13 protein-coding genes are annotated in these 11,759 nt (G+C 66.6%); 8 read left to right on the forward strand and 5 right to left on the reverse strand.

Translation table 11 applies throughout. The features are described from left to right. Window positions 1-6: 6 nt before the first annotated feature. From EV580_RS04370 to coaD, 3 genes are all read right to left on the reverse strand, one after another. A complete protein-coding gene (locus tag EV580_RS04370; RefSeq protein ID WP_133689882.1) occupies window positions 7-609 on the reverse strand; it encodes a YceD family protein in 603 nt (200 codons plus the stop codon). A 59-nt stretch (window positions 610-668) separates the two neighbouring features. Beyond that, entirely contained in the window at window positions 669-1,406 is a 738-nt protein-coding gene (sepIVA, locus tag EV580_RS04375; protein WP_133689883.1) for a cell division protein SepIVA, read from the reverse strand. Window positions 1,407-1,586: 180 nt separating this feature from the next. Continuing rightward, a complete protein-coding gene (gene coaD / locus EV580_RS04380) occupies window positions 1,587-2,066 on the reverse strand; it encodes a pantetheine-phosphate adenylyltransferase (protein ID WP_133689884.1) in 480 nt (159 codons plus the stop codon). Between the two features lie 110 nt (window positions 2,067-2,176). Between coaD and EV580_RS04385 the strand changes: the two genes are divergently transcribed. From EV580_RS04385 to EV580_RS04395, 3 genes are read left to right on the forward strand one after another with little or no spacing between them, the layout of a single operon-like run. After that, complete coding sequence (locus tag EV580_RS04385; RefSeq protein WP_133689885.1) at window positions 2,177-2,800, forward strand: AIM24 family protein; 624 nt, start codon at window positions 2,177-2,179, stop codon at window positions 2,798-2,800. A gap of 4 nt (window positions 2,801-2,804) precedes the next feature. Further along, complete coding sequence (locus tag EV580_RS04390) at window positions 2,805-3,503, forward strand: AIM24 family protein (RefSeq protein ID WP_133689886.1); 699 nt, start codon at window positions 2,805-2,807, stop codon at window positions 3,501-3,503. Beyond that, complete coding sequence (locus EV580_RS04395; protein WP_133689887.1) at window positions 3,500-4,261, forward strand: AIM24 family protein; 762 nt, start codon at window positions 3,500-3,502, stop codon at window positions 4,259-4,261. The genes EV580_RS04390 and EV580_RS04395 overlap by 4 nt, the downstream gene beginning before the upstream one ends. A 3-nt stretch (window positions 4,262-4,264) precedes the next feature. Here EV580_RS04395 and EV580_RS04400 read toward each other — a convergent pair whose 3' ends face one another. Next, window positions 4,265-5,371 carry a DUF475 domain-containing protein gene (locus EV580_RS04400; RefSeq protein WP_133689888.1) on the reverse strand — a complete coding sequence of 369 codons (1,107 nt, stop codon included), beginning with the start codon at window positions 5,369-5,371 and terminating at the stop codon, window positions 4,265-4,267. Between the two features lie 78 nt (window positions 5,372-5,449). Then, window positions 5,450-6,025: a TerD family protein gene (locus EV580_RS04405; RefSeq protein WP_133689889.1), complete on the reverse strand. Its 576-nt coding sequence runs from the start codon at window positions 6,023-6,025 to the stop codon at window positions 5,450-5,452. 169 nt (window positions 6,026-6,194) lie between these two features. On the opposite strand from EV580_RS04405, the gene EV580_RS04410 reads away from it, so the two are divergent. From EV580_RS04410 to EV580_RS04430, 5 genes are read left to right on the forward strand one after another with little or no spacing between them, the layout of a single operon-like run. Further along, window positions 6,195-7,388 carry a hypothetical protein gene (locus EV580_RS04410; RefSeq protein WP_133689890.1) on the forward strand — a complete coding sequence of 398 codons (1,194 nt, stop codon included), beginning with the start codon at window positions 6,195-6,197 and terminating at the stop codon, window positions 7,386-7,388. Next, on the forward strand, window positions 7,385-8,581 hold the full coding sequence (locus tag EV580_RS04415; RefSeq protein ID WP_133689891.1) for an HpcH/HpaI aldolase/citrate lyase family protein: 1,197 nt from the start codon (window positions 7,385-7,387) through the stop codon (window positions 8,579-8,581). The genes EV580_RS04410 and EV580_RS04415 overlap by 4 nt, the downstream gene beginning before the upstream one ends. Next, window positions 8,578-9,819, forward strand: coding sequence for a phosphoribosyltransferase family protein (locus EV580_RS04420; RefSeq protein WP_133689892.1), 1,242 nt, complete (start codon window positions 8,578-8,580; stop codon window positions 9,817-9,819). The genes EV580_RS04415 and EV580_RS04420 overlap by 4 nt, the downstream gene beginning before the upstream one ends. Next, complete coding sequence (locus tag EV580_RS04425; RefSeq protein ID WP_133689893.1) at window positions 9,816-10,928, forward strand: cysteine protease StiP family protein; 1,113 nt, start codon at window positions 9,816-9,818, stop codon at window positions 10,926-10,928. Before EV580_RS04420 ends, EV580_RS04425 begins: the two co-directional genes overlap by 4 nt. Next, entirely contained in the window at window positions 10,925-11,749 is an 825-nt protein-coding gene (locus EV580_RS04430; protein WP_133689894.1) for an HAD family hydrolase, read from the forward strand. Before EV580_RS04425 ends, EV580_RS04430 begins: the two co-directional genes overlap by 4 nt. Window positions 11,750-11,759 lie beyond the last annotated feature (10 nt).

An 11,759-nucleotide genomic window follows, 5' to 3' on the forward strand; every position in this document is an offset into this window, starting at 1 on the left:
CCGGGTTCACGAATCGCCCGCCCCCGGTCCGGGGGTGTTCTCCTCGTCTGCGGCGGGAAACATGTTCGCCAGCTTGGCAAAACGAGGATCGATCTGGTCGTGGTGGTGGCCCGGCTCGCCGGCGAGGGCGACACCGCACTGCGGGCACAACCCCGGGCAGTCCTCGGTGCACAACGGAGCGAACGGCAGGGCCAGGCCGACGGCGTCGACGATGGACTGTTCGAGATCGATGGTCTGGTCGACGACGTGGCCGACCTCGTCTTCCTCGGTGGTGGATTCCGTCGCGCTGTCCGGATAGGCGAACAGCTCGGTCAGCGAGATCTCCACATCGCCGGTGACCGGCGTCAGGCACCGAGAGCATTCACCGCTCGTCGGCGCGTGCACTGTTCCGGTGACCAGCACCCCTTCGGACACCGATTCCAGCCGCAGATCCAGGGTCAGATCGGCACCGCGCTCGATTGCGATCAGGTCCAATCCGATCCTGGACGGACTCGGCACCGTCTCGTGCAGTTCGAGCATGGATCCGGGGCGCCGCCCCAGCCGGGAGATGTCGAACACGAGCGCCGACCGCGATCTGTGCTGGGTTCGGGCACTGCGTGGCGTTGCCATGAATCCAATCTTAAAACGCGGTGCGGCCCGATCCAGTAGGTAGGCGCGGGCCGAACCGGTCAGCGCTGGACGTAGTCGTGTGTCCCCGCGGCGGTTCGCAGCTGGTGACGACCCCGGCTCACCGAGCGCAGCGTGCCGTTGAGGTAGTCCTCGAACTGGGCCAGCTTGTTGTCGACGTAGATATCGCACTCGCCGCGCAGCCGGTCAGCCTCGGCGTGTGCGGTGTCGATCAGCCGGCTCGACTCGGCGTTGGCCGCCTGGACGACCTCGGTCTGCGACACCAGCCGCTGCTGCTCTTTGATGCCTTCCTGCACGGCCTTCTCGTACGACATGTTGCCGTTCTCTACGAGCCGGTCGGCCTCGGCCTTGGCCCTGCTGGTGGCGGCCTCGTACTCGCGCTTGGCCGTCGCGGCCAGGCGGCCGGACTCCTCGCGGGCCTCGGTGACCGTGCGCTCGCTGTGCTGACGGGCCTCGGCGACCATCCGGTCAGCCTGCGACTTGGCCTCGGCCAGCAGCCGATCGGCCTCGGCGCGAGCATGGCTCAGCAGCGAGTCAGCCTCGGCGGTGGAGTTCGACACCATCGACTCGGAGTGCTCCTTGGCCTCCCGCAACAGCGAATCGCGGGCGTCCAGCACGTCCTGGGCGTCATCGAGCTCACCGGGGATGGCGTCCTTGATGTCGTCGATCAGCTCCAGCACGTCGCCGCGCGGAACCACGCAACCAGCCGTCATCGGCACGCCACGGGCCTCTTCGACAATCGCGCTCAGCTCATCGAGCGCTTCAAAAACTCGGTACACGGCGCCACCCTCCTGGGCGTAGTTGGTAGTGACTAGTGTGCCTGGTGTTACGCCTGTGACTGCGGTGACATGCCGGTGTGTCGAAAAGACGTTTTTGACAAGCGCACCGGTCAGAGGGCGTCCCGCTGGTGATTATGTCGACTTCAGAAGCTGCTCGGCGGCCGATTCCGCCGCAGAATCTCAGCGTTCGGCGAGCTTGGCCTGCAGGCGGCGATTGACCGCCTCCGGCAGCAGCGCCGAGACGTCGCCACCGAAGGTCGCCACCTCTTTGGCCAGCGACGACGAGACGAATGAATACTGCGGCGTGGTGGCCACGAAGAATGTGTCCACCCCCGCGATGTGCTTGTTCATCTGGGCCATCTGCAGCTCGTATTCGAAATCGGTGCCGGTGCGCAGACCCTTGACGATCGCGGTGAACCCGCGCTCCTTGACGAAGTCGACGACCAGCCCCGTCCCCGCCTCGGCACGCAGGTTGGGCAGATGGGCGGTGGCTTCGGAGATCATCGCGATGCGCTCGTCGATATCGAACATCCCCGACTTCTTGGGGTTGATGAGCACCGCGACGATCACTTCGTCGAATTGCGCTGCGGCGCGCTCGAAAATATCGACATGGCCCAGCGTCACTGGATCGAACGATCCCGGACACACCGCGCCACTCATGACCGAAGACGCTAGCAGGCCACCGTCCAGACCATCCCCCAGGAAGCCGAAACCCGCTGCGTTCGGCCCGATTCGGTTAGTCTGTCGCTGACCTACGGAAGGCGGGTTCGATGGCCCAGTTGTTCCAGGCGTCGGGCAAAATCATTGAAGCGCGGTTGGAGAACACCGCGATCAAGGCACTCAGCGGCTCGATGGTCGCCTACGAGGGCAACGTGTCGTTCAAGACCGCCGGTTTCGGCGGCGGAGCGGGCCTGGTGGCCGGCATCAAGCAACGGGCCACCGGAGAATCCCTGTCGCTGATGGAATGTCAGGGCCACGGCCGGGTCTTCCTGGCCGTCAACGCCCAGCACGTCGCCGTCATCGACCTGAACAACGAACAACTGCGCGTCGAGTCCCGCCAGCTGCTGGCACTGGCCGGCAACCTGCAGACCAACGTCACCTTCGCGGGGCTGCGCGGCGCATCGTCAGGACAGGGCCTGTTCACCACGGTGGTGTCCGGCGTCGGGCAGGTGGCCCTGTTGTCGGCCGGTGGTCCGCTGATCCATCTCGAGGTGTCCCCGCAGTACCCGCTGGTCGTCGATCCCGACGCGTTCGTCTGCGCCAAGGGCAATCTGCAGCAGTCCTTCATCACCGACGTGTCCTGGCGCACCGTGGTGGGCCAAGGATCCGGCGAGGCGTTCTCATTGCGTTGGGACGGAAGCGGTTTGGTGTCCATTCAGCCGGCGGAACGGTAAGCCGATGGTCTTCACGAAGGTCAACTCGAAAGTCGTCAAAGTCGACGTGGCCGCGGCCGGCGGTGTCGTCGCCCGCACCGGCGCCATGCTGCTCTACACCGGAGACGTCGCTTTCAGTCCGCATCAGGTTCCCGGTGCCGCGCAGATGGGCGGCATGGGCGGTCTGATGCGGATCGCGGGGCGGATGATGCAGGGTGAGCACGAACGCACCATGCTCGCCCAGGGCTACGGCGAGGTCCACTACGGCTACGCCGGCCTGGATCTGCACATCGTCGAGATTCAGCCCGGCGCGGTCCTGACCGTGGAAGCCTCACGGCTGCTTGCCAATACGGCCGGCCTACAGAGCGCGATCGTCTCGGTCGCCGGCGGTTCGGGTGGCGGCGGTGGCGGCATGATGGGCATGCTGCGCGGCGCCGCGACCGGGGCGCTCACAGGTCAGGGCATGTTCACCACCCAGCTGTCCGGGCACGGTGCGGCGGTGCTGCTCGCCCACGGCGGCGTACTCGAATTGCAGGTGGGCGGCCCCGCTCCGGTGGTGGTGGACCCGCAAGCCTTCGTCGGCGCCTACGGCAATGTCACCACCGAGCTCAAGACCGCGATGAGCTGGCGCGACGCGGTCGGTCGCGGATCCGGCGAGGCCATGCAGCTGAACTGCCAGGGCCAGGGCACCGTCTTTGTTCAGGCATCGGAGGAAAAGCTGTGACGCAGATGGTCAATCCGTCGAACCTGCCGCCGGACGACAACGTCCCCGGCAACAACTATGCCTTCAACATCAACCTGACCGCGCCGTGGTTCATGCGCAAGGGCGCCATGATCGCCTACTACGGGCAGATCGAATTCCGGGCGCTCACCACCGGCCTGCACGCGGGCCTACTGCATATGGTGTCGCAAAATTTCTCCGCCCCACTGTATTTGGGCGACTACGTGGTGGCAGAAGGCCAGGGCAATCTGATCATCGGCGACCGCGGCTACGACATCAATTCCTATGATCTCGACGACGGCAACCTGACCATTCGAGCCGCCAATCTGCTGGCGTTCCAACCCGGTCTCGCGATGAACCAGTCGATCGTGCCGGGGTTCGTCACCCTCATCGGCACCGGAAAATTCCTGGCCTCATCCAACGGTCCGGTGCTGTTCGTCGAACCGCCGGCGCGGGTGGACCCCGAAGCGCTGGTCGGCTGGGCCGATTGCCCGGCGCCCAGTCATCATTTCGATCAGCGCTGGATCAGTGGGTTCGTCTCGGCAGGCGCCGCCCGCATGGGCATCAACACCGGCGAGGAGCGCCAGTTCGATTTCACCGGCGCGGGAACGATTCTCGTGCAATCCAGCGAGAAGGTGATCAGCGACTCGGCGATCGTGCGCTCCATCGAATCCCAGCTGCACGGCCTGACCTTCACCGGCCTGCAGCACCTGGGCTCGGTGATCAATTCACAGATGGCCGCACAGCAGCAACAGCGCTGACGCTCAGCCCGCCAGGGCTGACGTCTTGTCCTCCTGGGCCGCACGGCGATTGCGCATGACGCTGGAGATGAAGGCCGCGGCGATCAGGACCACGCCGATCAAGCCGGTGACGATTTCGTTGACATGGACGCCAAGCGAGATGAGCAGGATGAACGCCAGCGCGCCGATCGCCCAGTGCGCCCCGTGCTCGAGGTACACGTAATCCGACAGGGTGCCTTTGCGGACCAGGAAGATCGTGATCGACCGCACGAACATCGCCCCGATGAAGCCCAGGCCCAGCGCAATGATGATCGGGTCGCTGGTGATGGCGAACGCACCGATCACCCCGTCGAACGAGAACGACGCATCCAGTACCTCGAGGTACAGGAACAGGAAAAAGCTTGCCTTGCCGGTGGTTACGGCCAGCGCCGAGGGGCCATTCGAGGTGCCCTCCCCCGCTTCCTCGTCGTCGTCGATCTCGAACATCGAGCCCAGTCCGTCGACCAGGATGTAGGTCCCGATGCCCAGAACTCCCGCCAGCAAGACCGTCGGCCGATGCTCGTCGGGAGCGAGGAATTCCGCGGAGATCACCAGCAGGCCAAGCGCCACCACGACCGCCAGCTGGTCGAGCTTGCCTGCCTTGCCCAGTGGGCGCTCCAACCAACTGAGCCAGGTGATTTCGCGTTCGCTGAAGATGAAATTCAGGAACAGCATCATCAGGAACATGCCACCGAACGAGGCGATCTGCGGATGCGCGGCGGTCAGCGCGGTCTCGTAACTCGGCGATCCGTCCGCGAAGTACGGCGCGCCGCCGGCCGGCGGGTTCAGCGCGATGTCAAGGGCGCGGACCGGATCCAGGCCGGCGGTGATCCACACGACGGCGAGCGGGAACACCAGCCGCATGCCGAACACCGCGATCAGGATGCCCACGGTCAGGAACATCTTCTGCCAGAACTCGCTCATCCGGCGCAGCACCGTGGCATTGATCACCGCGTTGTCGAACGACAACGAGACCTCGAAAATGCCCAGCACCGCCGCCAGGATGAGGGCCTGCGGCCCGCCGTAGAGGAACGCGACAACCAGCGCTACCGCGGAGACGAGAAACGAGATTCCGAAGACGCGTAAGACCATGGCGATCCCCTTGACAAGTGTGGAAATTGGCGACGGCCACCGGCGCGGATCGCGCCGGTGGACGTCGGTGGGTCGGTGTTAGACGTTCACTCCGTAGTCACGCGCGATGCCGGCCAGACCCGAGGCATAGCCCTGACCGATCGCGCGGAACTTCCATTCCTCGCCGTTGCGGTAGAGCTCACCGAACACCATCGCGGTCTCGGTGGAGGCATCCTCGGACAGGTCGTAGCGCGCCAGCTCCTTGCCGTTGGATCGGTCGACCACCCGGATGAAGGCGTTCTGGACCTGCCCGAAGCTCTGCGAGCGCGAGTCGGCGTCGTAGATCGACACCGGGAAGAAGATGTTGGTGATGCTCGGCGGCGTCGCGGCGAGGTCGACGGTGATGACCTCGTCGTCGCCTTCACCCTCACCGGTGAGGTTGTCGCCCTTGTGCTCGATCGAGCCTTCCGGGGACTTCAGATTGTTGAAGAAGACGAAATGCTTGTCGCTGAGCACCTTCTTGTCGGCGCCCGTGGCGATGGCGCTGGCATCGAGGTCGAAGTCGGTTCCCGTCGTCGTCCGGATATCCCAACCCAGGCCAACGGCCACCGCGGTGAGGTTCGGTGCCTCCTTGGTCAGCGAAACATTTCCACCCTTGGTCAGACTGACACCCATGCGATGCTGCCTTCCTTTAACTGTGAGAAAACTGTGTGGAACCAACAGGCAAATGTCTGTGGTGCTGCGCGCCGGCGCGGTCGGCGCCGCGCCCCCCACCGTAGTGGATGCGCGGATGGGTGAAATTGTTTCAGCTAATCGCCGTCGCCTCCACCATTAGGATCGAACCGTGCCCAGTCGCTGGCTGAGGTTGTCTCGCAGCCCGCGCGAGGACAACGACACCCAGATACCCGCTGAACTCACCAGCGCGTTCCTTGATATGGAACGCCGCCTGGGTATCGCGGAGCAGGCCGTCGAGATCGCCACCGCCCTGCAGCATCACGCATCGCTTACAGCTGAATGGGCCACCGCCCGTGACCGGGCCTACGCCGCCACCGCCCAGTACCTGGCGGTCGCGGCGCCGGATTCCACGAACGCGGGCCCCCGGGCGCCGCTGGCCGAGGTCGCGCGCAGCATCGACACCGCGATGGCCGGGCTCGACGATTTCTACCACCGGCACCGGCGCACCCTCGACGGCGCTACCGGGGCGGCGGTGTCCGCCAGGACCCAGGCCGACCAGGCGCTCGCCGCTGCGATCCCCGCGCTGCAACGGCTGGCGGCGCTGGACCCCGAATTCGCCGACTATCCGTCCGTCCGGGCCGCCAGGGAGTTGGTCGAATCCACCCGCACCGAGACCCAGGCCGTCGTGCACCGCGGCGACATCGCAGCCACCGGTACGTCCGCGCAACGGCTGCAGCGCGCCATCGCGGCCCTCGACCAGGCCGTCGCCGCCGCCCCCGGCCTCAACGAACGCACAACTCGCACAATGGCTTCCGTGCGCACCCGGCTCGATGCCATCACAAACCGCGCGGGCACCATCGATACCGCGTATTCGGCGTTGCTCAGAGAATTCAACGTCGCATCGTCTGAAGACCTGGACGACAACAAAGAACTCGCCCAGACTCACCTCGACGTCGCACGGACCTGTATCGACCGCGCCGCACGGGAACTCGGCGCACACCACCCTGAGCAGGCCGCGGCCCTGGCGGCGCAGGCCAGAGAAGAGCTGGCGCGCGCCGAGGGACTCGTCGACGCGGTCACCGACCGGCTCGGCATCCTGCGTGCCCTGCGCGCCGACCCCAGTCAACCGGAGCGGGACATCCGATTCCGGATCCGCGACGCGCAGCGCTTGGCCGTCGACCGCAACGCGACAGCCGAATGGGGCACGGCGCTCGACGCCCAGGTGCCCCGCGTCGACCGGATCGTCGAGGCCCTGCGCGGTCCCCACCCCGACTATTGGCGATACCACGTCGCCCTGGACGAGGTCTCGCAGTTCGTCGCCAACATCGTCAACCGCATCCGACAACAATCGGCGACACGATGACCGCAGCCCGAGCCGTCCACGGACGAGCAGCCTTTCAGCACTTCCACCACCTGGGGCCGGACGAACGGGACCGGCTCTTCTATCTCGCTCCAGAGGAACTCTCCGCCGACGCCGACCGCGACCTGCTCGCGACCGCACTGGGCGCCACGCTGTACATGCCTGCCGATCGCGCCGACCTTCCCGCCACGGTCATTCGCCGCTCCGCCGAGGGCATCTGCTCGATGGTGCTCGACCTGGAGGACGCCGTCGAGGAGCGTGGTGTCGCGGCCGCCCTGGACAACGCCGTGGCCGCACTCGACGCGCTGGCCGAGCTACCCGGTCCGCTGCGGGCGATGATCTTCGTCCGCGTCCGAAGCCAGCGCTGCATCGAGAGGATCACCGCCAACCTGGGCCGCGGAGCCGAGGTGTTGCTCGGCTTTGTCATTCCCAAATTCGAGGCTGCCACCGGCGAGACCTACCTGGCCCAGACCGCGGCCGCCGCGGACACCCTGGGCCGGCGGCTGTATTGCATGCCGGTGCTGGAATCCGCCCGCGTCATCTACCGGGAAACCCGGGCCGCGGAGCTCGAGGCCGTATCTGAACTGCTTGGCAAACACCGGGATTCGGTGCTCGCCGTGCGGGTCGGCGCCACCGATCTGTGCGGGAAGTTCGGCATCCGCCGCGACCGCGACCACACCATCTATGACGTGCACGTGGTGGCCTCTGCCATCGCCGACATCGTCAACTACCTCGGACGTACCGACGGCACCGGCTTCGCGGTCACCGGTCCGGTCTGGGAGTATTTCGCCGACCACGAGCGGTTGTTCCGGAGCATGCTGCGTACCACTCCGTTCGCCGAGCACGACGCGGTGCGCTTCCGCGACAAGCTTGTCAGCCGCGATCTCGACGGGTTGCTGCGCGAAATCAGCCTGGACCGCGCCAACGGCATGATCGGCAAGACTGTCATCCACCCGTATCACGCGCCGGTGGTGCACGCCCTGTCGGTGGTGACCCACGAGGAGTACCGCGACGCCACCGACATCCTCGCCGCCGAAGCCGGCGGAGTGCGCCGTTCGGAATACCGCAACAAGATGAACGAGGCTCGCCCACACAGGATTTGGGCGACACACGTGCTGCGCCGCGCCCAGGTGTTCGGTGTCGCCAACCAAGGCGTCACGTTCGTCGACTTCCTCACGCGTCTGGCGGCCAAGTGAACGCGACGACGCCGTGGGCGACCGAGCGATTCGGGTTGCGGCTCCAGGACGACGCCGGCGGCACGCACCGGTTGTCGGGGCTGGTGCTGCCGGGGTTGCGGCGCAACCCACGCCGCGCTCACCTGCTCGTGTCGACCGTGCTGGGCAAGCACATCGCGGTGTCGCCGACGACCGTGCGCGACGCCGCCGACAGGCTCGGCGATACCGTCGCCGCACTCGGCGCCAGCGAGGCCGATGTGCTCGGCATGGCCGAAACCGCCACCGGGTTGGGCCACTGCGTCGCCGACCGGCTCGACGCTGCGGTCTACCTGCACAGCACCCGGCGCCAGGCCCCCGCCCGCCAGATCTATGCCGAATTCCAGGAAGGGCACTCGCACGCTACCGATCACCTGCTGCAGCCCGCCGGGCCCGCGGTGTTCACCCAGTATCGCCCCCTGGCGATCGTCGACGACGAAATATCCACCGGAACAACCGCTTTGGCGACGATCGAAGCCCTGCACCGGCAACACCCCCGACCCCGGTACATCGTTGCCTCGCTGGTCGACGTCCGCACGGCCGCGCACAGGGCGCTGGCCGACCAAAAAGCCCAGACCCTCGGGGCGGCCATCGACTTCGTCAGCCTCGCCAGCGGCCAAGTCAGCATCCCCGATGCCCTGACCGCACAGGTGTGCGCCCTACCCGCACCTCGGCTCAACCCCACCCACCACGACGTTCCCGGCAGCTGCCGGACGGTGACGCTGCCCTGGCCGGCAGATGTCCCCGACGGCGGCAGGCACGGCTTCCTGCGCAGCGACGCTCCGGCGTTCGGCGCCGCCGTCGCGGAGGCAGCCACTGAGCTCAGCGCGGTGCTCGACCCGGGCCGGCCGCTGCTGGTGGTGGGCCATGAGGAACTCATGTATCTGCCGCTGCGGATCGCCGAGTTGCTGGCCGCCCGTGGCTTTGCCACCCGCTTTCAGTCCACCACCCGATCCCCGGCCTATGTCGTCGACGGCCCCGGCTATCCGCTGCGCACCGGATTCGAGTTTCCCCCAGGCGAATCCGGCGAGACCGGACACCGCTATCTCTACAACGGGTGGCCGGGTGCGCGCGCCCAGCTGGTGGTCGTGATGGACGAGATCGCGTTACCCGGCGCCGGGGAACTCTCCGCTGTGCTGACCGCGGCCGGGTACGACGTCGTCCTTGCCGTGGTCGCCGGACCCGGTTTCGATGCACTGACCAGCGCACGGGCGGCGACATGAAGACCCCGCTGGCCGGACCGGATTTCGGCAGTTACGCCCCCGACGAGGTCAGCTGGCTGCTCACCGACCTGTCGGACATGCCACTGGAGGCCGACACCGCCCGTCGGGAGCGTGAAATCCAGTCCGGGCGTGCCCATTACGCGGAATCGCTGCCCATCGAGTATCAGCCCAATCCCGAATATCGCGCCTTGTTCACCGAGGTACTCACCGAAACGGCAGCCCGGCTGGCCACCGCCGTCGGCGTCGTCACCGAACTGGTTCTCGCCGAGCGCGGTCACGACATCTGCCTGGTCTCGCTGGCCCGCGCCGGCACCCCGATCGGCATCCTGATGCGCCGCTGGGCTGCCCGGCATCACGGACTGCGGCTACCGCACTATGCCGTGTCGATCGTGCGGGACCGCGGGATCGACACCGCCGCACTGCATTACCTCAGCACGCACCACGACCCGGCCTCTGTCGTGTTCGTCGACGGCTGGACCGGTAAGGGCGCGATCACTCGGGAGCTGACCGCGGCCCTGGCGGCGCACGCCGCCGAGACCGGCGTCCACTTCAACCCCGACCTGGCGGTCTTGGCCGATCCCGGTGACTGTGTGCGCACCTACGGCACCCGCGACGACTTCCTCATCGCGTCCGCGTGCCTCAATTCGACGGTGTCCGGACTGATCTCCCGCACCGTGCTCAACCGTCGATTGATCAGCGTCGACGATTTCCACGGCGCCAAGTTCTATCGCGAACTGGCCGCCGATGACCGCTCCGGCACCTTCCTGGACGCCGTGAGCGCGTGCTTCGACGAGGTGTTTACCTGCGCGACAAAGCAGAGTGCCGAGCTGATGTCGGCCGATCGCACCCCCGGTTGGGCGGGGATGGCCACCGTCGAACAGATCCGCCGCGACTATGGCATCACCACAACCAATTTCGTCAAACCCGGGATCGGCGAAACCACCCGGGTGCTGCTGCGCCGGTTACCCCGACACATCATCGTGCGGGATCCCGACGCCCCCGAGCACCGGCACATCAGGCTCTTGGCCGCCGAACGTGGTGTGCCCGTCTCGTGCAAGCCCGACCTCGCCTACGCGTGCGTGGGCCTGATCGATGACGTGATCCAGTGACCGCGCTCATCGCCAGCGACCTGGATCGCACGCTGATCTACTCCCGCCGGTTCTTCGAGGTCGCGCCACCGGTGGAGCACTGCGTCGAGATCTACCGCGACGAGCCCATCTCCTTCATGACTCCGGCTTCGGCAGAACTGTTGTGGCAGTTGACTACCCAACACCTGGTTGTGCCCGTCACGACCCGCACCGTCGCGCAGTACTCCCGGATCACCCTGCCCGGCGGCCCGTTCCGCTACGCGATCACCAGCAATGGCGGCACCATCCTGCTCGACGGTGTTCCCGATCTCCTGTGGGCAGACACCATGGCCACCCGCATTCGCGCCAGCGGACCTCCGCTGGCCGAGGTCATAGCGCAGCTGCAGAACCGCATCGACGACAGCTGGGTCGACAATCTGCGCACTGCCGAAGACCTGTTCTGCTACCTCGTCGCGGACGAAGCCGCGCTTCCCGCCGACTTCGTGACCGAGTGGCAGACGTGGTGCGCACCGCGCGGCTGGAAGGTGTCCCAACAGGGCCGCAAGATCTACACGGTGCCGGAGCCCCTGTGTAAATCCCAGGCGGTGGCCGAATTGCATCGCCGCCTCATCGAATCCGGCCAGCTGCCCGAGCACGCGCCGATCGTGGCCGCCGGCGACGGCGCGCTGGATGCCAAACTGCTCGAGCTGGCAGACGCGGCGATCCGCCCCGCCCACGGCGAATTGCACAGCCTGGACTGGCAATGCGCCGATCTGCACGTGACCACCGGCAGCGGAGCCATCGCCGCAGAGGAGATCCTCACCTGGTTCAGTCAGCAGGTAACCACCGATATGCACCATTAACCACCCTGTG

The sequence above is a fragment of the Mycobacterium sp. BK086 genome, from assembly GCA_004362315.1.
Taxonomy (GTDB): domain Bacteria; phylum Actinomycetota; class Actinomycetes; order Mycobacteriales; family Mycobacteriaceae; genus Mycobacterium.

What these genes read in the sequence shown, in the direction of transcription:
- EV580_RS04370 (WP_133689882.1), bottom strand. Translation starts at nt 609, where the DNA reads ATGGCAACGCCACGCAGTGCCCGAACCCAGCACAGATCGCGGTCGGCG.
- coaD (WP_133689884.1), bottom strand. Translation starts at nt 2,066, where the DNA reads ATGAGTGGCGCGGTGTGTCCGGGATCGTTCGATCCAGTGACGCTGGGC.
- EV580_RS04385 (WP_133689885.1), top strand. Translation starts at nt 2,177, where the DNA reads ATGGCCCAGTTGTTCCAGGCGTCGGGCAAAATCATTGAAGCGCGGTTG.
- EV580_RS04390 (WP_133689886.1), top strand. Translation starts at nt 2,805, where the DNA reads ATGGTCTTCACGAAGGTCAACTCGAAAGTCGTCAAAGTCGACGTGGCC.
- EV580_RS04400 (WP_133689888.1), bottom strand. Translation starts at nt 5,371, where the DNA reads ATGGTCTTACGCGTCTTCGGAATCTCGTTTCTCGTCTCCGCGGTAGCG.
- EV580_RS04405 (WP_133689889.1), bottom strand. Translation starts at nt 6,025, where the DNA reads ATGGGTGTCAGTCTGACCAAGGGTGGAAATGTTTCGCTGACCAAGGAG.
- EV580_RS04415 (WP_133689891.1), top strand. Translation starts at nt 7,385, where the DNA reads ATGACCGCAGCCCGAGCCGTCCACGGACGAGCAGCCTTTCAGCACTTC.
- EV580_RS04425 (WP_133689893.1), top strand. Translation starts at nt 9,816, where the DNA reads ATGAAGACCCCGCTGGCCGGACCGGATTTCGGCAGTTACGCCCCCGAC.